This window comes from Actinophytocola sp. NPDC049390 (assembly GCF_044466355.1).
GTDB lineage: Bacteria > Actinomycetota > Actinomycetes > Mycobacteriales > Pseudonocardiaceae > Actinophytocola.
The window spans coordinates 266,631-291,765 of the sequence record NZ_JBITMQ010000010.1; the positions used below are offsets into that span (position 1 = coordinate 266,631).

Consider the following 25,135-nt stretch of genomic DNA (forward strand, 5'->3'; position numbering starts at 1 on the left):
TCCGCGTTCATGATTGACGCACCAAGAATAGCAACCGGCAACGAAAATTGATTATCGACGGTTGCGCATTTTACTGGCGCGACCCCACGCAGACAGACCACTGGCCGGGCAGGAAACCCGCCCGGCCAGTGACGCCATCAGCTATTTCACAATGCCGGAACCTTGTCCGGTTCGTCAGTCCGCGGCGCGTTGCCGGCCGCGGGCTTCTTCTTCGAGCGACTCCAGCGCTTCATCGCGGGCAGCTCGACGCCGATGTGGAGCAACCAGCCGCAGAACAGGTTGACGGCGAACAGGCCGAGGATGAGCAGGGTGCCGCCGACGACACCGAACTCGACGTCGGGGAGCACCGCGTACCGCACCCCGAGCAGAACGGCCGACTGTGTCATGTAGAACCCGAACGACACCCTGCCGAGCCACTCCATCGGACCGGTGCCGAGCACGGTGCGGCGGCCCCGCAGGTTCGCCGACGCGAGGTTGCCGATCGCGAGTGCGATCGGGACGAGCGAGACGAAGGCGACCCGGTATGCGAACGGCACCTCGGGAATGAGCAGGTAGCTGCCCACGAGCAGCACGCCGACGATGGCGACCGGAATTCGTGGCCACCTGCCGCTCATCACGATGCGCGCCACCAGCACGCCGAGGAGGAACTCGAACAGCCGCATCGGCGGGAAGAAGTACACGAACCAGAACTGCGGGATCGAGAACTCGCCGCCGTACGTCGGGGTGTCCGGGATGACCGTCGCCGTGAAGAGGCAGGCGCCCGCGTACAGCGCCACGAGAACGCCGGCCGACAGCCACAACATCTTGTCGGGGATCCGCCTGATCGGCAGCAGCAGAATCGGAAAGAGGAGGTAGAACAGCATTTCGGCGTTCAGTGACCAGGCCGGGCCGTTCGCGCCACCCCAGAAGCTCAGTTCGTTGAACCAGGTGTCGAGGAAGAACAGGTTCAGGATGCCGTTGTTCGTGGTGAACGCGCTCGCGAAGAGGAGCATGCACAGGGCCCACGTCACGGCGTGACTCGGGAAGATCTTCACGACACGCCGTCGCCAGAACGAGGTCATCCGCTGGCCGGACTTGAAGGACCAGGTGATGACGAACCCGCTGAGCATGAAGAAAAGCGTCATCGCCATGTAGGTCGCGGGGGTGGCGAGCGTGATGAGTGTCGCGGTGAGACCGTCGTCGCTGAACGGCGCCGCGAGGTTGGCGTTACCGGGGTGGATCGGGTGAACCACGTGACCGAAGAACACGATCAGTGCGGCGATGAACCGCAAACCGGTCAAGGCCGGCAGGTCCCGTTGGCCTGTGTTCGGCGACTTCACGTCGACCAGCGGTGTTTTGGCGGACAATGTCAACTCCTCTACTTCAACTGGCCCGAGACCAGGAATAAACGCCGTGCTGGCGAGGCCGCCGCTGAAAGCATTGCGTACCTTCTCTGTATTCTCGATTGACGAACTCAGAATAGCGCCCGACAACCGGATGTTGATTATCGACGGTTGCGCACTGCGCCTTGGAACAACAATTTCCGGAAACGACGAACCGGGGACGGGCGTTGCTTCGCCCGTCCCCGGTTCGACCGGTTGTTCAGTGCTCAGACAGCGGCACGTTCGGGATCAGGTTCCGGTTCCCCGTCCGCTTCGGCGTCGGGTGCGGGCGCGTCGTGCGCGGCGCCGAACGGCTGGACGTGTCCCATCCCGCGCCACGCCACGATGGCGACGACGACGTACCCGATCGCGGCGACCACCGCGACGGTGATCATGCCGGTGTTGAAGGCCTCGTGTGCCGAGCCGAGCAACGCGTCGCCCTGGGCCTCGGGCAACGTGGGCGCGACGGCCACCGCACCGGTGATGCCGTCGCCCGCCGACGCCGCCGCGTCCGCGGGCACGCCGGCCGGCACGGTGACGTTGCCCTGGTACACGGCGGTCGCCACGCTGCCCATCGCCGCGACACCGATCGCGACACCGAGCTCGCCGCCGGTCGAGACCATGCCACCGACCGCGCCCGCCTTCTCCTGCGGGATGTTCGACATGACCACGTGGTTGGTCACCGGGCCGATCGGGCTGGCCCCGATCATCACGATGCCGAGGCCGATGATCACGATCACGACCCCGCCGACCGCCTGGACCAGCGTCAGCGTCAGCGCGCCCACCATCGCGATCAGCAGCCCGACCGCGACCACGCGACCAGGCCGGAACACGTCGGCGAACTTGGGTGCGATCATGTTGCAGACCATCCCGATGAGCGCCGCGGGCAGCATCCACAGCCCGGCGGCCAGTACCGACTGCTCCTCGACCAGCTGCAGGTACAGGGCGACGACCAGGGAGAGCGCACCGGACCACAGGCCACCGGTCACGAACACGGCCATGCCGGAGCGAACCAGCTTGTTCTTGAACAACGTCAGGTCGATCAGCGGGTTCGGGATGCGCGACTGCCGCCGCACGAACAGGGCGATCCCGATGGCGCCGAGCGCCAACAGCCCCGCGTCCCGCAGGCCGAACCCGGACCGCGTGGTCTCCTTCAGCGCCGCGACCAGCGGCAGGATCGCCATCAGGAACAACGCGACGCTGCGCAGGTCGATCGGCCCGCCGTGCGGGTTGCGCGACTCGTCCAGCACGACCGGCCCCGCCAACAGGACGACCGCCATGAGCGGGATCGCGATCAGGAAGACAGAACCCCACCAGAACGAGTGCATCAGGATCCCGCCGACCGGCGGGCCGAGCACGACGCCGCCGGCGAGGGCGCTGGCCCACACGCCGAGCGCCATTCCCATCTGCTTCGGGTTCTTGAACATGCTGACGATGATCGCCAGGGTCAGCGGCGTCAACGCCGCGCCGGACACACCGAGCACCGCCCGCGCGATGATCAGCATCGGCACCGAGGTCGCGAACGCGCAGACCAGCGAGGCGACAACGAACACCGAGGAACTGATCAGCAGGACCTTCCGCCTACCGTACCGGTCACCGACGTGTCCCATGGTGACCGTCAGGCCGGCCACGATGAACCCGTAGATGTCCGTGATCCACAGCTGCTCGACCGGGCCTGCCTGCAAGTCGTTGGCGATGTGCGGCAGCGCCAGCAGCAGGACGTTCAGATCCATCGTGACCAGTAACGTGGGCAGCGCCAGGACCGCGAGTGCTATCCATTCTCGGCGCCCCGCCTTCGGTGGCGCGTTTTCGACGGTCACGTTCTTGCCCCTTCCGTTGGCAACACGTCGGGCACCCCCGTCACGGACCCAGTCGTGCACCCCAGGAAACCGAGGGCGGTGTCTCGTACTCCGAATGATGACCTTGGCACGCCGATCACCGGTTCGCATCTTCCAGCGTGCGCACTTCGGCTGCTGACGATCCGGCACTTCGCGATAACCGGGAGACATTGTCCCGCTGTTAACGTCGAGCCAAACCGGGAAAGGAACCACGATGAACAAGACCAGAGAGCGCGCGGTCGTCCTCGGTGGAAGCATGGCAGGTACCCTTGCCGCGCGTGTACTCGCCGAGTCCTTTTCGGACGTGGTCGTCATCGACCGGGATGATCTCGTAGGCGTGCGTGAGTCACGCCGAGGCACCCCCCACTCGCACCACGCACACGGCCTGCACTCACGCGGTCTCATGATCGTCGAGGAGCTGTTTCCCGGGTTGACCGAGGAGGTCCTCGCCACCGGAGCGCTCGCTTCGGACATCGGCCGGATTCGCTGGCACTTCAACGGACGGCCGATCACGCCGACCGACGTCGGCCTGGTGATGTTAGCCCCGTCCCGGCCGGTGCTCGAGTACCACGTGCGTGGCCGGGTGGCCGCGCTGCCGAACGTCCGCTACCTGGAGCGGCACGACATCCTCCGACCGTTGAGCACCCCGGGACGCGACCGGGTGACCGGCGTCCTCGTGCGCAGGCAGTGGGACGGCGCCGAGATCGAGTTCGAGGCCGACCTCGTGGTCGACGCCACCGGCCGCGGTTCACGCACACCGGCCTGGCTGGCCGAGCTCGGCTACGAGCGGCCGGCGGAGGACCGCATCAAGATCGGCCTCACCTACACGACCCGGCACTACCGGGTCGACCCCAAGTGGTTCGAGGGCGCGCAGTCGATCGTCTTCATCGCCTCGCCCGCGCACCCGCGCGGCGCGTTCTTCGGCCAGCTCGGTGACGGCGTCTGCGTGTTGTCGCTGACCGGCATCCTCGGCGACCACCCGCCGACCGACCCCGACGGCTTCCTCGAGTTCGCCCGCACACTGCCGAAGTCGGTCATCTACGACGCGATCCGCGAGTCGGAGCCGCTGGAGAACGCGACCAGCTTCGGGTTCCCGACGAGCGTGCGCCGCCGCTACGAACAGCTGACCCGGTTCCCGGACGGGCTGGTGGTGCTCGGCGACGCCGTCGCCAGCTTCAACCCGCTGTACGGACAGGGCATGACCGTCACCGCGGTCGAGGCGATGGCGCTGCGGGACATGTTGCGGGAGAAGGGCACCGGCGACATCGAGCCGAAGAAGTTCCTCAAGGTGGTCGCGGACGCGGTCAAGACGCCGTGGGAGATGAACGCGGGCGGCGACCTCGCCTTCCCCGACGTGCCGGGTGAGCGCACGGCCCGGACCCGGTTCGCCAACGCGTACATGGCGCGAGTCCAGTACGCCACGAGCAGGGACCCGAAGGTCACCAGGGCGTTCATGCGCGTGGCGGGCATGGTCGCCCGGCCGGAGACGCTGTTCAAGCCAGGTCTGGCGGCCAGGGTGCTGCGGCTCGCCCCGCGCATCCCGGAGCCCGGTCCGTCCTGGTTGGACAACGAGAACACGCCGAACACACCGGACACGGACCTGCCGAAGGCAGCTTGACACACAGCGAGAAGCTGGGGTGGACAACGGATGTCCGCCCCAGCTTTTCCCTGTCCTGGTTCTTGCTCTGTGCGGCACCTGAGCACCGCACCGCGGGAGGGGAGTCGCCGGAAACTCCGAAGCGAAAATGGGGCGACGATGAACCGGCGGTTGTCTGCCGGTGAAACCCTGCCCCGACAGGAGATTCCGATGGCCGAACGAAAATCGCGTAAGGCAGTGCGCGTCGTCATCATCTACGGCCTGTTGGTCGTGGTGCCTGTCCTGCTCAGTCTCGTGGTGCTCACCGGCGGCACCGGGGACGGCGCCACGACACCGAACGCCGGCGCGGTCGCGGCGCACCCGCTCGCCCAGCTGTTGCTGGCGATCGCGGTCGTGGTCGCGGCATGCAAGGCGGCGGGTGCGCTCGTACGCCGGCTCGGCCAACCGCCGGTGATCGGTGAGATCGCCGCGGGCATCGTGCTCGGGCCGTCGGTGTTCGGTGCGGTGTGGCCGGAAGGCGCGAACGCGCTGATCCCGTCCGAGATCCTGCCCCAGCTGAACGTGCTGGCACAGGTGGGTGTCGTCCTGTTCGTGTTCCTGACCGGCCTCGAGCTGAACACGAAGCTGCTTCGCGGGCGCGGGCACCTCTCGGTGGTGGTCAGCCACGTCAGCATCGCCGTGCCGTTCGTGCTCGGCGTCGGGCTCGCCGTCGCCGCGTACACCAAGTTCGCGCCGGACGGCTCCGGTTTCCTGGCCTTCGCGCTGTTCATGGGTGTGTCCATGAGCGTCACCGCACTACCGGTGCTCGTCCGGATCCTGAAGGACACCGGCATGTTCCGCAGCGAGGTCGGCGTCGTCGCGCTGACGTGCGCGGTGGTCGACGACGTCACCGCGTGGTGCCTGCTCGCGCTGGTGGTCGCCCTGATCACCGCGTCGTCGCTGGCCGGTGTGCTGCTGACCATCGGCCTGGCGACCGCGTTCACCGCGTTCCTGTTCCTGGCGGTCAAGCCGCTGATGGCGAAGTTCATCGCGCGGACCGAGCCGTCGGCGCTGCGGCGCCTCGCCCCGCTGGCGCTGGTCGGCGTCATGCTGTGCGCGATGGCCACCGAGTGGATCGGCGTGCACGCCATGTTCGGCGCGTTCATCTTCGGCCTGGTGATGCCCAGGGGCAACGCGGTCGAGTCGTGGCTGCACGACAACACCGGCGGTCTCACCACGTCCCTGATGCTGCCGCTGTTCTTCGCGTACAGCGGTCTGCGCACCGACATGGGCCTGCTGGCGGCCGACGCGACACTGTGGCTGTGGTGCGGCGCGATCCTGCTGATGGCCGTGCTGGGCAAGCTCGGCGGCGCCGCGCTCGCCGCACGCAGTGTCGGGGAGACCTGGAGCCGGTCGCTGCAGATCGGTTCGCTGATGAACTGTCGCGGTCTAACGGAGCTGATCGTCCTGAACGTCGGCCTCGACCTCGGCGTGCTCTCGCCGACCATGTTCACCATGCTGGTGCTCATGGCGCTGGTCTCCACCACGATGACCGCACCGCTCACGATGTGGTTCGCCAGGCGCGACCGCACCCCGCCGCGGGTCGGCGAGGAGCGACCGGTCGCCGCCGCCACGTAGCCCGTCGTACGACGAAGGCGTCCGTTCTCGCGTCGGTGCGAGGGCGGACGCCTTCGTCGTGTCGTCAGGCCGCCTTGCGGCCGGGCTTGTCGGTGATGGCGGTGACCGTCGCGCTCCGGCGCGTCCTGCCGAGCAGCAGTGCAGCGAGGACGCCGAGCACCGTGAACCCGATGGAGGCGGCGTAGGCGACCGAGAAGCCGGTGGTCGCCGCGGTGAGCGGGTCGGGCCCCGAGGCCGCGGACACGGCGACCGTCGACACGATCGCGATGCCCAGAGCCCCGCCGATGTGGAACGCGGCGTTGTTCACGCCGGACCCTACACCGGAGTCGCGGGCGGGCACCCCGGCCAGACCGGCGACGGAACCCGCGACGAACGCGAGGCCGAGGCCGGGACCGAACAGCAGCATGCCGGGGAGCATGTCGGCGACGAAGGTGCCGTGCGGCGAAACCCCGGTCAGGAGGAGGGAACTGAGGCCGGTCAGCACAAGGCCCGCGAGCGCGACGGGCCGCGGGCCGTACCGGTGCACCAGCGGGCCACCCGCGAGCGCCGAGCCCAGGATCGTCATGACCGTCATGCACGCGAACATCAGCCCGTACTGGACAGGCGAGTAGCCGAGGACGCCCTGTGCGTACTGCGTCATGAGCATGCCGAGCGCACCGTGCACCGCCATGCCGACGGCGAAGATCACGAGGTTGCCACCGACGAAACCCTTGTCGCGGAAGTAGTGCAGTGGCAGCAGGGGCGACGCGGAGCGGCGCTCGATGCGCACGAACGCGACCAGCAGCACGGCGACGGTGACGAACAGCCCGATGGTCCGCGTGCTCCACCACCCGACCGCGGGCGCGTCGACGATCGCGTACACGAGCAGCACCATGGCCACCGTGCTGGTGAAGGCGCCTGCCAGGTCGAAGCTCCTGGCGCGGTCGCGGTCGAAACTCTCCTTGAGCACCAACGGGCTCAGCACGATCATGAGCACGGCGACCGGGATGTTGATGTAGAAGATCCAGCTCCAGCCGGGCCCCGTGGTGAGCGGCCCCCCGAGCAGCGAGCCGACCGTGCCACCGACACCGCCCGCCGAGCTCCAGATGCCGAGCGCCATGTTGCGTTCGCGGCCCTCGGGGAACATCGTCATGAGGATCGACAGCGCGGTGGGCGTCATGATCGCCGCGGCGAAGCCCTGCAGCACCCGCGCGGTGATCAGCACCTCGACCGACCACGCGAGCCCGCAGAACAGCGCGGACACGGCGAGCAGTCCGGTGCCGATCATGAACATCCGCCGCCTGCCCGCGAGATCGGCGATGCGACCACCGAGCAGGAGCAGCCCGCCGAAGCTGAGCAGGTAGGAGCTCAGCATCCACTGCACGGCGCTGGGTGAGAGCGCCAGGTCCACGGTCATCGAGGGAACCGCGACGAACACCGTGGAACCGTCGAGGATGATGATGAAGGTCGCCGCGCACAGCACGGCCAACGCCGCCCACCGGCGCGCACCGAGGCGCGCCGGTCCGGAGATGGCCGACACGGTCGCCCGACCGCTGACACCGTCCATGAACACCGTCCCGGGAAACGAGGCGTCACCCTGCCGGACGCCCGCGATTCGATTGTGGCAGCGGGGAATTCCAGCGAGGTTCTTCCCGGGTGCGGTGGCGTTCCGCACGGGGTGGCACACACAGAAAGTCCAGCCGGCGCGCACACCGGCTGGACTTTGTTCGTCGCGTCTTCTCAGCCCGCTTCGAGGGCCTCCGGCGTCGAGGGAGGATCCGTGAGGCACGAAGCGTTGTAGCGGTCGAGGCGTGCCTGCGCCTCCTGGGTCGCCGCGAGGAAACGGGCGGCCGGGTCCGCGCCGACGGTCAGCACGTCGTGCATGGCCGCGGTGATGGCGTCCTGGATGCCGTTCAGGTCGCCGATCATCGCTCCGGCGGCCGCTGGCGTCCCGTCCGACGCGGCGACCTGCTCCGCCGCGACACCGTAGTAGGGGTGCCGGTCGAACCACCCCTCGGCGGCGAGCTGCCGCCGCGCCCGAACGGTCACCGGCAAGGAGCCGGTGTACTGGCGGCGCACCGCGTGGTGCGGGTTGAGGAGGTGCTGCGTGAACGCGAGCGCGCCGTCCTCCTTCTCCTTGGGGAGCCCCGCGGTCAGGAACATCGACTGGCCGCCAAGGAGCATGCCCGCGCGGGGGCGGTCACCGTTGTGCGGCAGCTGGCCGGTCGTCAGCTCGAACCCGGCCTTGGCGGCCATGTCCGACAGGAGCATCCCGACGGCAGACGAACTGACCACGAACGCGACCTCCTTGCGCTGGAACGCTTCCATGGCCGCCAGCCAGTCCCGCAGTGTGCCGGTGTACAGGTAGTGGCCGCCGGTGTGCATCCGCTGCCACCACCGCGCGTAGGCGAGCATCTCCGGCGAGTCCAGGACGACCCGCTCCGCCCGGCCTGTCCTGCCGTTGTCGTGGTCGCCGAGCAGCCCGCCCTGCGCGGCGACCTCCATCTGGAACATCCAGCCGTGGTTGGGCCACGCGACACCGTTGGCGGGCGCGCCGGGGAGGCGCGACACGGCCACGCAGGCCGCCTCGAGCTCCTGCCAGGTGGTCGGCATCCGTGCGACACCGGCACGCGTCAGCATGTCCTGGTTGGCGAACAGGACCGCGGTCGACACCACGGTCGGCATGGCGACCAGCCGGCCGTCCTGGCTGTAGTAGTCACGAACGGCCGGCACGACGTCGTCGATCACCACGGGCTCGCCGAGGATCTTCGTGCGGTCCCCGATGGCGTCCTGGATCGGGGTGAACAGCGGGCGGCCGTCGGCCGCGCGCGTGTCGAGCGCCAGCTGGGTGGCGGTGAAGTAGTACTCCACCAGGTCCGGCGGCCTGCCTTCCGCCGCCGCGCGTGCGACCTCACCCGGCAGCTCCCGGAAGTTGACCTCCCGAAGGCGGATCTCGTAGCCGGGATGGGCCCTGGTGAACGACTCGGCTGCTTCCTCGACCGTGTCGTGGAAATGGGGGATCGGGTGACCCGCGAGCCAGACGTCGATGGTGACCGGCACAGTTCCTCCAGTACGGACGGCGGGGTTTTCCGCGCGGTGACTCGGATGCTACGGAGCGCACGGCCGACCTGACATCCTGCGCGTTGCGGTGCACCGCTACTCGACGATGTCCATCTGGCCCATCATGCCGTGCACCGAATGCTCCAGATAGTGGCAGTGGTACAGGAACTTGCCGAGGTAGTCGGTGAAGTTGAGCTGTATCCGGACCGGCTCGCCCGGTGCGACGAAGACCGTGTCCTTGCGGCCGGCGTCGTCGAGAGTCGGCGGTTTCCCGCCCCGGTCGAGCACCCGGAACTGCTCGAGGTGCGTGTGGAACGTGTGCGGAATGCCGAACTCGAAGTCGTCGTTGCGGATCTCCCAGATCTCGGAAGTGCCGCGTTTGACCCGGAAGTCGACACGGTTCGGGTCGAAGGTCCTGTCGTTGACGAGACCGAGCGGCTCCGGGCCGGTCAGGTCGAACCTCATCGCCACCACCCGATCGACGGTGGCACGCGGCATCGGCGGCAGTGGCCGCAGCGTGTCGGGCACCCGGCTCGGGTCGTCCGCGTCCCGTGTCACGTCGAACCGGAGTACCGGACCGGTCACGTCCTGGAGCACCAGCTGCGTGCCGGCGTCGTAACGGGAGAAGTCGATCACGACGTCGATGCGCTCCGCCGACCCGAGTTCGATCTCCGAGCGTGGCACCGGTGCGGGCAGCAGCCCGCCGTCGGATCCGATCTGGACCATGTCGGCGCCGCCGAGCTTGAGGCGGAAGACCCGTTCGGTCGCGCCGTTGAGGAAACGGATCCGGTACTTGCGCCTGGCCACCGGAAAGTGTGGTGTCACGACACCATTGGCCAGGATCGTGGTCCGCTCCGGCGGGTGAACGGTGTAGACGAGGGTGCCGTTCTCGTCGAGCAGGGCGTCCCGGAGCATGATCGGGATGTCGTACTCCCCGCTGGGCAGGTTGAGCGCGCGCTCCTCGTCGTCCTCCAGGATGTAGAACCCGTGCAGTCCGAGATAGACGTTCTCGGCCTCGACGTGGTGCGCGTGATCGTGGTACCAGAGGGTCGCGCCCTGCTGCCTGTTCGGGTAGTAGTAGTCGCGGCTCGACCCCGGGGCGATGATGTCCGTCGGGTACCCGTCGCTGCTCTGCGGAACATGTCCGCCGTGCAGGTGCACGTTCGTCGGCCCGGCCAGCGTGTTGGTGAAGGAGACCTTCACCGGCCGTCCCGTCTTCGCCCGGATGGTCGGGCCCACGAACTGACCCGCGTAGGTGCGGACAACGGAGGGATGCCCTGGCACGAACTCGTGCTCGGCCTGCTGGATGGGGATGCGGTAGCAGTCAGTGCCGCTCCTGGTTGTCGGGCTCAGTTCCCGGGGGACCGGCATGCGCTTGGTGAACTGCGTGCCTGGGCGGATTCGGCGCATGCCGGCCGACCGCACATGACCGGAGTGCGCGGCGACGCCGCGGTTCGCCGCCGGGGTCGGCTGGGGTGGGAGCAACAACGCCCCGCCCACAACACTGCCCGCGGTGATCCCGCCCAGGGTCAATAATCGTCGCCTGTCCAACATGCTGTGCCTCGTTTCTCTGTGTGTGTCCCAGGTCCCCCGAACCCGGGACGGGGTCAGACCGCGGGCCGGACGGTCAGCTCGAACGCCGACACCACCCGGCCCTGTTGTTCGGCCGTCACGGCGAGCCGGGGCGACGGCTCACCCCCGGCCTCTACGAACGTCGCGCGCAGGACGGTCGGCAGGTCGAACTCGGCGACCGCCCGGTACTCGGCCGTGACCGAGGACATCTCCAGGCGGGTCGCGGGCACGGCGAGACGCCGGGACGCCGCGACCAGGGACAGCTGCCGGGCCGCCTCCAGCTGGACCATCGCGAAGATGTAGTCGGCGGGGTGGTCGAACATCACCGGGTGGCGCAGGTCGACGTTGATCCTCGCCTCGTAGCCACCGTCGACCGCGCTGACGCCGGTGATCACGACGTTGTCCTGGTTGACCCGCCCGACCTCGGCGGCCGTCACGTCGCCCGGCCCTGGCGGCGCCACCACACCCATCCGGACCGGCAGCCGGCGCTCGGTCCGCAGGCGGCCGCGCATCTGTCCCCACACGGCCCTGCTCATGAGCGTCTGTGCCATCCGCGACCGGCCGACGACCACCTCGCCCGCCCGCACCGTGAAGGCCCACACCAGTGCGGAGACCTGGCCGGCGCGCCGGGCCACGTGCTCGACCACGCAGTCCACGGCGACATGGACCGGTTCGTCGGTGTCGAACGGGCTGGTGTCCACGAACTCCCCGGACAGCTCGCGCATCAGGAACTTCGCGTCGGCCGCGCCGCCGAGCGGCACGTCGAACTGCTCGTGCGCGACGACGAAGCAGGCCTGCCTGCAGATCTCGATCAGCGTCGCCAGGTCCCGCACCCGGTTGCCGACCGGCACCTCGCAGTAGAAGCGGTGCGAACGCGGCAACGTCGCGCCGAGCACAGACTCGCGCGGTCCCCGAACCGCGAAGCTGGTCAGGAACACATCGTCGAATCCGTCCTTGTGCACCAGCGCCTTGGGCAGGATCTGCAGATGACTAACGTCCTTGTCGTCCACCGGACGCACCTCCTCGGTCACAGGTCCAACATGACGTCGTTGGCGACGAGCCAGCGGTTGAGCCACAACGCCATCTCAAGACTTCCCCGGTCGTAGGCGCGGCTCACCGCACCGGAATCCCGTGCCGCGACGGCTTGGGCCTTGTCGAGGTCGAGCAGCGGCCGGACCGGCGCGTTCATGTCGGACAGCACCTCACGCAGCTCCGACTGCAACGCGGCCTCGTAGCCCGGGTCCTGTGTGGCGGGGTACGGGGTCTTGACCCGCTCCAGGACCGAGGTCGGCAGCAGGTCCGTGGTGGCGGCCCGCAGCAGGCTCTTCTCCCTGCCGTCGAAGGACTTCATCTGCCACGGCACGTTGAACACGTACTCGACCAGCCGGTGGTCGCAGAACGGGACCCGGACCTCGAGGCTCGCCGCCATGCTCATCAGGTCCTTGCGGTCCAGCAACGTCTGCACGAACCGGGTGAGGTTGAGATAGGTGATCTGCCGCATCCGCCGGTCCTGGTCCGGCTCGCCAGGCAGCTGGGGCATCTCCGCGATCGCCTCGGAGTAGCGCTGTCTGCGGTACTCCGCCAGGTCGAGCTTCTCCACCAGACCCCGGTCCAGCAGCCCGATCCCGCCGAAGTAGCGCGACGAACCGGAGGTGAGCCACGGGAAGGTCTCGGCCTTGATCGCGTTGGGGTTGTGGAACCACCGGTACCCGCCGAACAGCTCGTCCGCCGACTCGCCGGACAGTGCCACCGTCGAGGTCATCCGGATCGCGCGGAACAGCAGGTACAGCGACGGCCACATGTCGCCCCAGTAGGCGGGCGGCCGGTCGGTCGCGTACAGAACCTCCGCGCGCACCGCCGGATCGACGAGGTTCGCGCTGTCGAGCAGGATCTCGGTGTGGCGCGAGCTGACGAACTCGGCGACCTCCCTGGCGAACGGCGCGTCCGCGGAGCCGCGGACGGCGTCGGCCTGGAAGCGGTCCTCCGCGCCGGCGAAGTCGACCGAGAAGGACCGGACCTGCCCTCGTCCCAGGTTCTTCGCCGCCAGCGCGGTGACCGCGGAGGAGTCGAGCCCGCCGGAGAGCAGCGTGCACAGCGGCACGTCGGAGTTGAGCTCGCGGTAGACGATGTCCTCGAGGAGTTCCCGGACGTGGCCGATCGTCGCCTGCAGGTCGTCGGTGTGCGGCCTGGCCTCCAGCGACCAGTACCGCTGGTTGACGACGCCATTGGCGTTGACGCGGACCAGGTGGCCCGGGCGCACCTCGCGCATGCCGACGTAGACGGTCTCCTCCGGCGTCTTCACCATGTCGAACATCTCGCGGAGACCGTCGAGGTCGGTGCGGCACGGCGCCATCGGGTTCGCCAGGATGGCCTTGGGTTCCGATCCGAAGAGCACCCCGTGCGGTGTCTCCATGTAGAACAGCGGTTTCACACCCATGTGGTCGCGGACCATGACCAGCTCGTCGCGACGGGCGTCCCAGATCGCGAAGGCGTACATGCCCATCAGCCGGTGCACGCACGCCGTGCCCCATTCCAGGTAGGAATGCAGCAGCACCTCGGTGTCGCTCCGGGTTTGGAAGTGGTGGCCGCGGGAGCGCAGCTCGGCGCGCAGCTCGCGGAAGTTGAATATCTCACCCGAGAAGGTGAGGACGGCCAGCTGCTTGTCGAGCTCGGAGAACTCCATGGGCTGCGCGCCGCCGATGACGTCGATGATGGCGAGCCTGCGGTGCCCCAGCGCGACGTGCCGCGCCGTCCAGATGCCCTCCGCGTCGGGTCCCCGGTTCTTGAGCGTCCTGGTCATCGCCTGGATCGTGGCGTGCTCCTTGGACAGATCCCGGCTGAAGTCGACCCAGCCCGCGATTCCACACATGAGTTCTCCAACCGCCAACCTTGCGTCAGGCGCTGCGACTTAAGTTCTCGTTGACCAGTTCGATCAGACCGTTCGGTGTCTCCGCCGCCAGGACGTCGTCCAGCGCGAGCTGCACCGAGTACGTGCTCTCGATCTGCAGGCACATGTTGAACAGGGACAGCGAGTCGAACCCGAGGTCCTCGAAGGGGACCTCTCCGATGCTGTCGTCGAGTGCCACCTCGGAAGACGGGTCCCGGTCGCCGCACTCGGCCATCAGTTCCGTGAGTCGTTGCAGTACCAGCGCGGTCACGGTGCCTCCCAGATACTTCGATGATGCCTTCGATGTGGATGGGTACGATCATCTGCCGACCGGAGGCCGAGGACATCTCTGTGGTTGCGCAGAAACCCCGGTGACCACAAGAGAGCCCGGCCGGTCGGCCGGGCTCTCTTGTGGTCGTTCCGGAAGGACGTGTCTCACCGATCGCCGGCGTGCTCGGCGACGAACCCCGCGACGCTGCGCGGCCGCAGGTCCGTCCAGTTCTCCCGCACGTAGGCCATGCACTCCGCGCGGCGGTCCGGTCCATACGCGACCGTCCAGCCGACGGGCACGTCGGCGAACGCCGGCCACAACGAGTGCTGATCCTCGTCGTTGCGCAGGACGGTGTAGTTGACGTCCGGCACCTCGAACGGGTTGGTCATGTGCCGCTCCTCCCGGTCAGGCCGCCGCCGCGGCGGACTCGTCGTCGATGTACTTGGCGAGCCCGGCCACGGTCGGGACGTCGAACAGCACGTTGATCAGCAGGTCGACGTCGAGTTCGGACCGGATCCGGCTGAGCAGCCGCATCGCCTGCAGCGACTGGCCGCCGAGGTCGAAGAAGCTGTCGTCGATGCCGATCCTGGGCACCTCGAGCACCGAGCTGAAGATCGCGCACAGCTGCTCCTGCCGCGGCGTCTGGGGCGCCCGGTAGGTCGACACCGCGTCGAAGTCGGGCTCCGGCATCGCCTTGCGGTCCAGCTTTCCGTTGTGGGTCAACGGAAGCGTGTCCAGCGCGACGAACGCGGCGGGCACCATGTAGTCGGGCAGTGTCTCCCTGATGTGCGCGCGCAGCGCGCCCAAGTCGACCTCGCCGGACTCCGGCACCACGTAGCCCACCAGCCGCTTCTCGCCCTGGTCGAGCTCGCGCACCACGACAACGGCGTGTGCGACGCCGGGGAAGCCGGCCAGCACCGACTCGACCTCGGCCAACTCGATCCGGAAGCCCAGGATCTTCACCTGGCTGTTCGCCCGGCCGACGAACTCGATCAGGCCGTCGCCGTTGCGGCGGGCCAGATCGCCGGTCCGGTACATTCGGGCGCCCGGCGCGCCGAACGGGTCGGCGACGAACCGCTCCGCGGTCAGCTCCACGTCGCCGAAGTAGCCGCGTGCGACCCCCCGGCCGGAGATGTAGATCTCCCCCTCGACGTCGGCGGGCACCTGTGCGAGCCGGTCGTCGAGGATGTGCAGCGTGACGTCGCTGAGCGGACCGCCGACCGGCACCACCGTGCCCGGCCGGTAGTCGGCGGTCAGCGGGTTGTGCGCGGAGAACAGCGTGGCCTCCGTCGCGCCGTACATCGCCCTGATCACGATGTCGGGGTTGGCGTCCAGCACCCTGCGCACCGCGGCCGGTGCGATCACGTCGCCACCGGTCAGGACCTCGCTGAGCCCGATGAAGGTCTCCGGCGCCTCCTCGGCGAGCACCCGGAACAGGCCCGCCGTCAGGTGGATACCGGTGATCCGCGACCCGGTGATCAGCTCACGCAACAGGTTCGGTTCGAGCCGGCCTGGTGGCGCGACCACGATCTCGCCGCCGTGCAGCAGCGGCATCCAGATCTCGTAAGTGGACACGTTGAACGCGTACGGCGCCACCATCAGCACCCGCGCGTGCCGCTCCACCGTCCACTGCGGATCGAAGATGAGCCGCAGCACCTCCCGCTGGGTCACCGCGACGCCCTTCGGCTCGCCGGTGGAGCCGGACGTGTGGATCACGTACGCCAACTGGTCCGGGTGGCTCGGCACCGAGGGGTCGCCGACCGGCTGCTCGGCGGTGGCCGGGTCGTCGTCGACGATCACGGTCGGCACCCCGGTCGGCAGACCCTCCGCGCGCTTCGCGGTGTCGGCCAGCAGCACCGTCGAGCCGCAGTTGTCCACCACCCACTGCCTGCGGTCCGGCGGGTAGCCCTCGTGCACCGGGACGTAGGCCGCCCCCGCCTTGACCGTCGCGAGGATGGCCACCACCAGGTCGACGGACCGTTCCAGCAGCACCGCGACCCGGTCGTCCGGACGGACGCCGAGCCCGATGAGCCGGTGCGCGAGCTGGTTGGCCCGCTCGTCGAGTTCGCGGTAGGTCAACCCGGCCGCACCGCCGGACACGGCGACCGCGTCCGGCGTGCGCGCGACCTGCTCGGCGAACCGCTGGGGGATCGAGAAGATCTCCATCAATGTGCTCCCATTACCTCTCGCCGCGGGCCGGCGACCGTGCTAGCTGGCCAGCTCGTCCGGCTCGACGGGCGCGTCGCTGTCCCGGAACGCCCGCAGCGCCAGCGGTCCGTCGAAGATGTCGCGGGTGCCGGACACCCCGGACAGCATCCGCGCGAAGTCGATCTTGCGCGGGCGCAGGCGACGCGGGTCGATGCTCTCCTGCGCCGCGTCCCAGTAGTCCTCCTTGGACTTGGTGCGGTCGTAGAAGAACCGGACGAACTCCAGCAACGAGTTGAGGAACTCGCGGTAGTTGCGCTCGTAGCGGTCGTACAGCGCCACCTCGTCGCCCGGGTTGCGCAGAGCCAGGTCGGCCGTCTCCGCGAGGCCGAGCGAACCACGCAGTGTCAGGCCGACACCGGTCGAGAGCAGCGGGTCGATGAAGGCCGCCGCGTCACCGACCAGCGCCCAACCCGGTCCGTAGAACTTGTTGCAGGTGTAGGACCAGTCCTTGATCGTGCGGTAGCCGCTCACCCGGGTGGCGTCCTTGGTGAGCGAGGTGACCTCGTCGGCGGCCGCGAGCTGGGCTGCGTGCAGCTGCTCCGGCGTCATGCCGGACTTCTTGTACGCGTCGATGTGCGTCACGTAGCCGACGCTGACTGTGCCGTCCGACAGCGGGATGAACCAGAACCAGCCGTTCGGGCGGTTCTCGGTGAGCGTGTCACCCGCGCGGGTGCCGCCGTAGCGCCTGCAGCCCTGGAAGTACGCCCAGACCGCGATGTTGCGCAGGTCGTCGTGGTAGTCGATGAGCCCGAGCTTGCGCGCGAGCAGGTGTGACTGGCCGGTCGCGTCGACCACCAGCTTGCTGTTCGCGACGGTCGGCTCGGCGTCACCCTTGCGCAGGTAGCGCACGCCGACGGCGCGGTCGCCGTCGAAGATGACCTCCTGGGCGTTGGCCTCCTCGATGACCAGCGCGCCGAGTTCGCGGGCCCGGCCGAGCAGCACCGAGTCGAAGTCGGCGCGGCGGACCTGGAAGGTGTACTCGTACTCCGACGCCTCGGTGAACCGGAAGTCCCACGTGCCCTGGTTCCGCCCCCACAGCAGGGAGCCACCGTACTTGCGGACGTACCCCATCCTGTCCAGCCGCTCACGCAGGCCCAGCGCCTCGATCGTCGGCATCGAACCGGTGATCAGCGACTCACCGATGTGGTAGCGGGGGAACTTCTCCTTCTCCAGGACGAGTACCTTGTGCCCCTGTTTCGCCAGGAGGCCCGCCGTCGCCGAGCCACCGGGGCCACCGCCGATGATGACGACGTCGAAGTCGTCTTTGCCTGCCATTGTCGTGATTCCTCCGTCGCTTCGCTTGCTGTCAGTTCCCGTCCCGGTTCCGCTGTGTCTCGACCGCCTCGTAGAGGGACTTGATGTTCGAACTGCCGAACGTGCTCGCCCCGGCCCGCTCGATGATCTCCAGGAAGATCGTGTTCCGCGGGTGCACCGACTTGGCGAAGATCTGGTACAGCTGGCCGTCGTGGTCCTCGTCGAGCAGGATGTCCAGCGCGCGGAGGTCCTCGACGCTGTGCCGGTCCGGCTGGACCCGCTCGGTCAGTGCGGCGTAGTAGGTGTCGGGCGCGGACAGCAAATCGACGCCCCGCTCCCCGATCTGCCGCACGGAGGAAAGGATGTCGCCGGTGGACAGTGCCATGTGCTGCACACCCGCGCCGTCGTGGTCCTTCAGGAAGTCGTCGACGTGGCCCGACTCCATCGAGACGTCGGACTCGATCAGGGTGAACGTGACCCCCCGCGACTTGCTCTGCACCACCTTGATGAACATCGCCTGGTGACCCGTCTCGATCCGCTCGGTGAGCGTGAGATCGAAGTCCAGCGCCCGCTGGTAGAACTCGACGGTCGCGTCGATCTGTCCCGGCTCTACCGCGACGGCGAAGTGGTCGACCGCGCGCAACCCGGTGCCGGCTTCCCCGATGCCGGGCACCGCGACGAGCCCGTGCGAGTCGTGCGCCGCGGAGCCCTCCGGCCGCTGCACGAACGTGTGCGTGACGTCGCCGAAACCGATGATCGTCGCTGTCACGATGCCGTCCCGCTCGGTGGGTGCCATGACCGCCCGCGCACCACCGTGCACGGCCTCGGCGAAGGCGGCGGCCGCGTCCCGCACCCGCAGGCCGATGTTCGCCACCCCGTCACCGTGCCGCTCGACGTAGGCGGCCGCCGGGTGGTCGCTCTCGAGCGGCGTGGTGAGCAGCAGGTCGATGTCGCCCTGGCCGACGCAGAACGTCCGCACCGGGGCGCGTCCGTCGTCCGCACCGCTCGCCGCGCGGACCGTGCACCCGTAACCATCGACGAGCCAATCGAGGTTGTGGCCGATGTCGTCGACGTAGAACTCGACGTAGTCGATGGCCATGTTCTCGAAAACCTGCGTGCGCGCTGTGGTCATCGTTCCTCCTGGTCGCTGAGACGACATTGACATCCGCTGGGCGAAACCTGCATCTCCCCTATTGCCGGGCCGGTCGGCACGTTGGGATAACCGGGGCCCGACAGCCGGTTGCTACCGTCGACCACCAGCGGCAGACACGTCGCCGCGCCCAATTCAGCCGCGACGTCGAGGAGTCCGGGAAATGACCATCGCCGAAACGCCGGAGTCATCGGAAGGTCAGCGGAACCGATTTCCTTTGTCGGCCAATCTCGAACTGTTCTGCATCTTCGACAAGGGTGACGACGAGGGCGCGTTCGGCCCCCGGCACCTGGTGAACCTCGCGTGGCGGGTGACCGGCGAGATCGACGTAGCCGTGCTCCAGGCCGCGCTCGACGACGTGGTGGTGCGCAACGAGATCCTGCGCACCGAGGTCATCCGCGGCGACGGCGACGACTACCAGCGGGTGCTGCCGCCGTCCCGGGTCGACGTCCAGGTGATCGACCTGTCCGGTGACGACGACCCCCGGTCGAGGGACGAGCGCGCGGACAGTTTCATCAACAAGGTCGAGTACTTCGAGCTGCGCGCGGCGGACCTGCCGCACATCCGCGCGGTGCTGGGTCGTTTCGACGAGCGCGACGCGGTGCTCGTGCTCCTCACCCACCACACGGCGAGCGACGGCTACTCGATGTCCGTGCTGATCCGTGAGATCGCCGCGCTCTACGCTCAGCACAAGGGTTTCGGTCCTGCCGACCTGCCCGAGCCCGTGCAGTACAAGGAGTTCTCTGCCTGGCAGCAGGAGGAGCTGGCCGCCGAGAACGCCGAACGCGCGCGGGCGTACTGGCGGCGCAAGCTCGACGGCGCCCAGACGTCCATGGTCGCTACGGACCAGCCCGATGTGCCCTACAGGTACGCGGTGCACCGGCAGATCTTCCCGCCCGAGCTGGCCACCGCGGCCGGCAACCTCGCCAAGGCGCTCCGCGCGTCGCCGTTCATGGTGCTGCTCGCCGCGTTCAACGTCTTGTGGCACAAGAAGACCGGCGACGTCGACGTGGTGACCCCGATCCTGTCGTCCGGCCGTGGGGACCCGCGCTTCGCCGAGGCCGTCGGGCCGTTCTTCAACCTCGTGCCGCTGCGCACCGACCTGTCCGACAACCCGGCGTTCTCCGAGCTGGTCAACCGGACCAGGACGACCTGCCTGGAGGCCTACGCCCACGACCTGCCGTACGCGCACATCGCGGCCGAGGCACCGGACCTCAACAAGCCCTACGAGGCCGGGAACCTCTCGGCCTGCGCGTTCCAGTCGTTCCAGTTCCCGGACCTCATGGAGGAGACCACCGTCGGCGACCTCACCTACACCGAGGTGCGCAAGCGGGTCGAGTCCAGTTCGGAGACCTCCGAGATCCCGAACGGGATCGTGTTCACACTGGACCTGCTGCCGACCGGGGAGATCGCCGCGCACGCCAGGTACAGCAAGGCGGACTTCCTCGAACCCACGATCGAGAAGCTGGTCGGCGACTACCGGGAGATCCTGGCGCTGGCCACGACCAACCCCACGATCCGGTTGCGGGACCTCTGAGCCTTGCCACAGCCACGATGTCGAGCGCCTCACAGAGGAGCTCGACGTCGTCGTGCGTCGCGCCGAGGAATCCCCGTGCGGCGCGAAGAACGGGAACGGAAGCCTGCCCGGCGCCGGGGCGTCGGCACGTCCTGGAGGACCCACGTGGCATCGACGACCCGGCCGCCTCTCCCATGCCGCAACACTGGAGATGCCTCGTCACCTGGCGGGTGTGACGCTTTTCGCATGGCTGCTTTCGACGGCAAGACAGTTCTCATCACAGGTGGTGGCAGCGGCATCGGTCTTGCCACCGCGCGGCAGCTCGTCGACGCGGGCGCGAACGTGGTACTGGCCGGGCGTCGCGTCGAGACGATCGACCTGGCGGCGAAGGAACTCGACCCCAGCGGCGACCGGGTACTCGCGGTGAGCACCGACGTGTCCCGTGAGGACGAGCTCGACGAGCTCGCCACCCGGGTCCGCGACCGCTTCGGCAGGCTGGACGGCGTCTTCGCCAACGCCGGAATGGCCTCCTACAATCCCATCGCCCCGCGCGCGGACGTCAGCGAAGCCGACTTCGACCGGTATGTCGGCGTCAATTTCAGGGGCGCGTTCTTCACCGTCCAGAAGACGCTGCCGCTGTTCGACAACGGCGGTTCCGTCGTGCTGAACAGCACCTGTCTCGTGCACCGCGGCATGGGCCTCGCGATGGGCCTCGCGACGATGTACGCCTCGACGAAGGCAGCCGTCGCCAGTCTGGCCCGCCTGCTGGCCGCGGACCTGGCGAGCCAGGGCATCCGGGTCAACTCCGTGAGCCCCGGCTTCGTCCGCACGGACATGCTCGACGAACTCGCTCCCACCGACGAGGCCCGCGACGTGTGCGGACGGCTGGTGCCCGCGGGCCGGATCGGTACGCCGGAGGAAGTCGCCGACGCGGTGACCTTCCTGCTGTCCGACCGAGCGACCTACATCACCGGCCAGGACCTCGGTGTGGACGGTGGCCTCGTCGGCTCACTGCCGATGAACACGACTGTTCAGCTGTGACACGACCCCACGGAATCAAGGAGGTGACCGCGATGGGCCAGGACGCCGGAACCCGCGCGGTGGTGCTGGGCGGCAGCATTGCCGGCCTGTTTGCGGCCAGGGTGCTCGCGGACGCCTACGACGAGGTGCTGATCGTGGACCGCGACAAGCTCGTCGGCGTCAAGGGCGTGCGGCGGTTCTGCCCGCAGAGCCACCAGGCCAACGGGCTGCTCGCACGCGGCGTGCAGGTGATGGAGGAGCTCTTCCCCGGGCTCACCAAGGAGATGGTCGACTACGGCGTGCCGACGGGTGACCTGTCCGGCAGCTGCCGCTGGTACGCGCGGGGCAACCGACTCAAGCAGCAGACCGCGGGCCTGACCACCCTCGGCGTGGTCCGCCCGATGTTCGAGTGGTTCATCCGCGAGCGGGTGCAGAAGATCGAGAACGTGAGCTTCATCGAGGAGCACGACATCCTCGGTCTCACCACGACGGCCGACAAGAGCACGGTCACCGGTGCACGGGTGCAGAAGCGCGGCACGGACACCGACGAGGTCATCGAGGCCGACCTGGTGGTCGACGCCACCGGCCGCGGCTCGCGGACCCCGGTCTGGCTGGAACAGCTCGGCTACGAGAAGCCGTTCGAGGAGCGCAAGAAGATCGACCTCGGCTACGTGACGCAGCACTTCCGGCTGCGCCCCGGCGCGAACGGGTTCGTCAACGACGTGGCGATCAACCAGATCGCGAACGCCGTCGTGCCGAGGGGCAACGTGTTCTTCCTGGTGGAGGACGGCAAGGTGGAGCTGACCACGTACGGCATCCTCGGCGACCACCCGCCCACCGACTACGAGGGCCTCATGGCGTGGCTGAAGTCGTTGCCCGCCAAGGACGTCTACAACACGCTGCGGTACGCGGACCCGGTCGACAAGGCGATGCCGTTCAAGTTCCCGACGACGCTGCGCCGCCACTACCACAAGCTGCGCCGGTTCCCCGAGGGCCTGCTGGTCACCGGTGACGCCGTCACCACGTTCAACCCCGTGTACGCACAGGGTATGAGCGTCGCCGCGCTGTGCGCGCTGGTCATCCGCCGGCACCTGCACAGCGGTGCCGCGCCGGTGCCGCAGGACTTCTTCCGGGATCTGGCCAAGGACGCCATCGACCAGGCGTGGGAGATGACCAACCAGATCGACCTGAGCCTGCCGGGCGTCGAGGGCGAGCGCACGTTCAAGGTGAAGATGGGCAACTGGTTCCTGAAGCGGGTGCAGATCGCCGCCACCCACGACGGCAGCATCACGGCCGAGTACTTCAAGACCGCGGGTCTCGTCCAGAAGCCGGAGGCGATGATGCGGCCCGGCTTCGCGCTGAAGGTGCTGTGGAAGTCGCTGTTCGGCCCGGCGAAGGAAAGCAGGGAACCGTTCACGTTCGAGGTGGCCCCGGGCGTCGAGCCCGCGTTCGGCGGGCCCGAGGGGCCCGCGGAGCTGCCGAAGGCCGCGTGAGCGGAACGCACCAACTGTCCACATCGGCCACGGGCGTCCCGCCGGGGACTCCCGTGGCCATCGCCCGTACGGGCGATCCCACCACAGGAGTGCCGATGACCACCGCGCACCGGACATGTCCCATCTGCGACGCGGTCTGCGGCCTGCAGATCGACCTCGATCCCACCGGCCGCGTCACGAAGGTGCGCGGTGACGCCGAGGACCCGTTCACCAAGGGCTACATCTGCCCCAAGGGCGCGAGCCTCGGGCGCCTCGACGAAGACCCCGACCGCCTGCGCCACCCGATGGTCCGGGACGGCGACGAGTGGCGGGAGGTCTCCTGGGACGAGGCGTTCGCCGCGGTCGAACGCGGGATCACCGGGGTCATCGAGGAGCACGGCCGCGACGCGGTCGCCGTCTACTTCGGTAACCCGACTTACCACACGATGGCCGGGTTCCTCTACCGCGTGCCGCTGATCCAGTCGCTGGCCTCGAAGAACGTCTACTCCTCCGGCACCATCGACCACATGCCCAAGCACGTCGCGTGCGGGCACCTCTACGGCGACCCGTTCGCCATCGCCGTGCCGGACGTAGACCGGACCGACTACCTGCTGGTCGTCGGCGCCAACCCGATGGAGTCCCACGGTTCGCTGTTCTGCGCGCCCAACATGCCTGCCCGGCTGCGGGCACTGCGTGAGCGCGGCGGCAAGCTGGTCGTGGTGGACCCGCGCCGCACCCGCACCGCGGAGACCGCAGACGAGCACTTGTTCGTCCGTCCGGGCACGGACCCGTTCCTGCTGCTCGGGATCGTCCACACGCTCCTCGCCGACGACCTGGCCGCGGTCACACTCGACGTCGACGGGCTCGACGAGCTCCGCGCGCTGACGGCGGAGTTCTCTCCCGAGGTGGCCGAGCGGATGTGCGGCGTGCCCGCCGCCGACGTCGCGCGGCTCGCCCGCGAGCTGGCCGAGGCGCCGACGGCGGCCGTGTACTCGCGCATGGGCGGGTCCGTGGTGGAGTTCGGAACGATCACCCAGTGGCTCGTCGACGTGATCAACATCCTGACCGGCAACCTCGACCGGCCGGGCGGGACCATGTTCACGCGGACCGCAGCGCTGGAGGTGTTCCGCACCGGGCAGCCGTTCGAGTGGGACCGCTGGCGCAGCCGTGTCAAGGGGTTCCCCGAGGTGCTCGGCGAACTGCCGACGGCGACGCTGCCGGACGAGATCGAGACCCCCGGCGACGGCCAGGTCCGCGCGCTGATCAACGTCGCGGCCAACCAGGTGGTCGCGGCACCCAACGGGCCGCGGTTCGGACGGGCGTTCCAGTCACTGGACTTCATGGTCTGCGTCGACCCGTACCTCAACGAGACCACCCGGCACGCCGACGTGATCCTCCCGCCACCCCGCATCCTGCAGATGTCGCACTACGACTTCCTGATGCAGATCGTCATGGTGCGCAACTACACCCGCTACTCGCCCGCGGCCCTGCCGCTCGAACCGGACCAGCGGTCGGAGGCGGAGATCCTGGCGCGGCTGACGTTGATCGCGGCCGGCGCCGGTGCCGCCGCCGACCCGTCCGGCGTCGACGAGATGTTCATCGGCCAGTTGCTGACCGGCGCGACGCAGATGCCGGGCTCGCCGGTGGAGGGCATGGACGTCGCGGCACTGCGTGCCACGATCGAGGGCGACGACGGCACGGAGCAGATCCTCGACACGTTGCTGAAGTTCGGTCCCTACGGCCTTTCCCTCGCGAAGCTGAAGGAGAAGCCGAACGGCATCGACCTCGGCCCACTCGAACCGCGCCTGAAGGAACTGCTGTGCACACCGTCCGGCAAGGTCGAGCTCACCCCGGAGCCGATCGTCGCCGACTTCGACCGGCTGCGTGCCCGGCTGGCCGCACCGACCCCGGACGTGCTGCTGATCGGGCGGCGCCAGCTGCGGTCCAACAACAGCTGGCTGCACAACGTCCCGTCGCTCGTCGGCGGCAGCAACCGGTGCACGCTGCACGTCAACCCGGCGGACGTCGCCAGGTTCGGGCTCGGTGAGCAGGCGGTCGTGCGCTCGGCGGCGGGCGAGGTGGTCGTCGACGTCGAACCGACCGACGTGATCATGCCGGGCGTGGTGAGCCTCCCGCACGGCTGGGGTCATGAGGGCGGCAGGCAACGCGTCGCCGCCCAGCACGCCGGTGTCAACGCGAACGCGCTCACCGACGAACTCGTGGTGGACGTTCCGTCCGGGAACGCGGTGTTCAACGGCGTTCCCGTCACGATCCACCCGCACGACCGCAATCTGTCCGGATAATCGCACCGACAACAGGATGGGAGAGACCGC

Annotated in this window: 18 protein-coding genes; 6 read left to right on the forward strand and 12 right to left on the reverse strand. The window is 68.6% G+C overall.

What is annotated here, in order from left to right; genetic code table 11:
* Window positions 1-146: 146 nt before the first annotated feature.
* Together ACIBVP_RS27395 and ACIBVP_RS27400 are read right to left on the reverse strand one after the other, a co-directional pair.
* A complete protein-coding gene (locus ACIBVP_RS27395; protein WP_396109214.1) occupies window positions 147-1,472 on the reverse strand; it encodes an acyltransferase family protein in 1,326 nt (441 codons plus the stop codon).
* A gap of 116 nt (window positions 1,473-1,588) precedes the next feature.
* Window positions 1,589-3,514, reverse strand: a complete 1,926-nt coding sequence (locus ACIBVP_RS27400; protein WP_396109215.1) for an MFS transporter — start codon at window positions 3,512-3,514, stop codon at window positions 1,589-1,591.
* Between ACIBVP_RS27400 and ACIBVP_RS27405 the strand changes: the two genes are divergently transcribed.
* Window positions 3,414-4,817, forward strand: a complete 1,404-nt coding sequence (locus tag ACIBVP_RS27405; protein ID WP_396109216.1) for an NAD(P)/FAD-dependent oxidoreductase — start codon at window positions 3,414-3,416, stop codon at window positions 4,815-4,817. The two genes, ACIBVP_RS27400 and ACIBVP_RS27405, sit on opposite strands and share 101 nt — an antisense overlap.
* Window positions 4,818-5,006: 189 nt before the next feature.
* Window positions 5,007-6,413 carry a cation:proton antiporter gene (locus tag ACIBVP_RS27410; protein ID WP_396109217.1) on the forward strand — a complete coding sequence of 469 codons (1,407 nt, stop codon included), beginning with the start codon at window positions 5,007-5,009 and terminating at the stop codon, window positions 6,411-6,413.
* 64 nt (window positions 6,414-6,477) lie between these two features.
* Here the strand turns inward: ACIBVP_RS27410 and ACIBVP_RS27415 are convergent, their stop codons facing one another.
* The 10 genes from ACIBVP_RS27415 to hppD form a co-directional block, all read right to left on the reverse strand.
* Entirely contained in the window at window positions 6,478-7,959 is a 1,482-nt protein-coding gene (locus tag ACIBVP_RS27415; protein ID WP_396109218.1) for an MFS transporter, read from the reverse strand.
* Between the two features lie 173 nt (window positions 7,960-8,132).
* Window positions 8,133-9,452, reverse strand: coding sequence for an extracellular solute-binding protein (locus ACIBVP_RS27420; RefSeq protein WP_396109219.1), 1,320 nt, complete (start codon window positions 9,450-9,452; stop codon window positions 8,133-8,135).
* Window positions 9,453-9,548: 96 nt separating this feature from the next.
* Window positions 9,549-11,006 (reverse strand): multicopper oxidase family protein, encoded by a 1,458-nt coding sequence (locus ACIBVP_RS27425; protein WP_396109220.1) that lies wholly within the window; start codon window positions 11,004-11,006, stop codon window positions 9,549-9,551.
* A 53-nt stretch (window positions 11,007-11,059) separates the two neighbouring features.
* Window positions 11,060-12,034, reverse strand: coding sequence for an AfsA-related hotdog domain-containing protein (locus ACIBVP_RS27430; protein ID WP_396109221.1), 975 nt, complete (start codon window positions 12,032-12,034; stop codon window positions 11,060-11,062).
* A gap of 17 nt (window positions 12,035-12,051) precedes the next feature.
* Window positions 12,052-13,893 (reverse strand): asparagine synthase (glutamine-hydrolyzing), encoded by a 1,842-nt coding sequence (gene asnB / locus ACIBVP_RS27435; protein ID WP_396109222.1) that lies wholly within the window; start codon window positions 13,891-13,893, stop codon window positions 12,052-12,054.
* A 25-nt stretch (window positions 13,894-13,918) separates the two neighbouring features.
* Window positions 13,919-14,182, reverse strand: a complete 264-nt coding sequence (locus tag ACIBVP_RS27440) for an acyl carrier protein (protein WP_396109223.1) — start codon at window positions 14,180-14,182, stop codon at window positions 13,919-13,921.
* Window positions 14,183-14,346: 164 nt separating this feature from the next.
* A complete protein-coding gene (locus tag ACIBVP_RS27445; RefSeq protein WP_396109224.1) occupies window positions 14,347-14,571 on the reverse strand; it encodes an MbtH family protein in 225 nt (74 codons plus the stop codon).
* 16 nt (window positions 14,572-14,587) lie between these two features.
* On the reverse strand, window positions 14,588-16,348 hold the full coding sequence (locus ACIBVP_RS27450) for an amino acid adenylation domain-containing protein (RefSeq protein WP_396109225.1): 1,761 nt from the start codon (window positions 16,346-16,348) through the stop codon (window positions 14,588-14,590).
* Between the two features lie 42 nt (window positions 16,349-16,390).
* A complete protein-coding gene (locus tag ACIBVP_RS27455) occupies window positions 16,391-17,665 on the reverse strand; it encodes an NAD(P)/FAD-dependent oxidoreductase (RefSeq protein WP_396109226.1) in 1,275 nt (424 codons plus the stop codon).
* Window positions 17,666-17,696: 31 nt separating this feature from the next.
* Window positions 17,697-18,776, reverse strand: a complete 1,080-nt coding sequence (hppD, locus tag ACIBVP_RS27460; RefSeq protein WP_396109227.1) for a 4-hydroxyphenylpyruvate dioxygenase — start codon at window positions 18,774-18,776, stop codon at window positions 17,697-17,699.
* 181 nt (window positions 18,777-18,957) lie between these two features.
* On the opposite strand from hppD, the gene ACIBVP_RS27465 reads away from it, so the two are divergent.
* From ACIBVP_RS27465 to ACIBVP_RS27480, 4 genes are all read left to right on the forward strand, one after another.
* Complete coding sequence (locus tag ACIBVP_RS27465; RefSeq protein ID WP_396109228.1) at window positions 18,958-20,331, forward strand: condensation domain-containing protein; 1,374 nt, start codon at window positions 18,958-18,960, stop codon at window positions 20,329-20,331.
* Window positions 20,332-20,556: 225 nt separating this feature from the next.
* The gene (locus tag ACIBVP_RS27470; protein WP_396109229.1) at window positions 20,557-21,351 is read left to right on the forward strand and encodes an SDR family NAD(P)-dependent oxidoreductase; all 795 of its coding nucleotides are present in this window, start codon (window positions 20,557-20,559) and stop codon (window positions 21,349-21,351) included.
* The gene (locus ACIBVP_RS27475) at window positions 21,348-22,823 is read left to right on the forward strand and encodes an NAD(P)/FAD-dependent oxidoreductase (protein ID WP_396109230.1); all 1,476 of its coding nucleotides are present in this window, start codon (window positions 21,348-21,350) and stop codon (window positions 22,821-22,823) included. The genes ACIBVP_RS27470 and ACIBVP_RS27475 overlap by 4 nt, the downstream gene beginning before the upstream one ends.
* Before the next feature lie 95 nt (window positions 22,824-22,918).
* Entirely contained in the window at window positions 22,919-25,105 is a 2,187-nt protein-coding gene (locus tag ACIBVP_RS27480) for a molybdopterin oxidoreductase family protein (RefSeq protein ID WP_396109231.1), read from the forward strand.
* The last annotated feature ends 30 nt before the right edge of the window (window positions 25,106-25,135 follow it).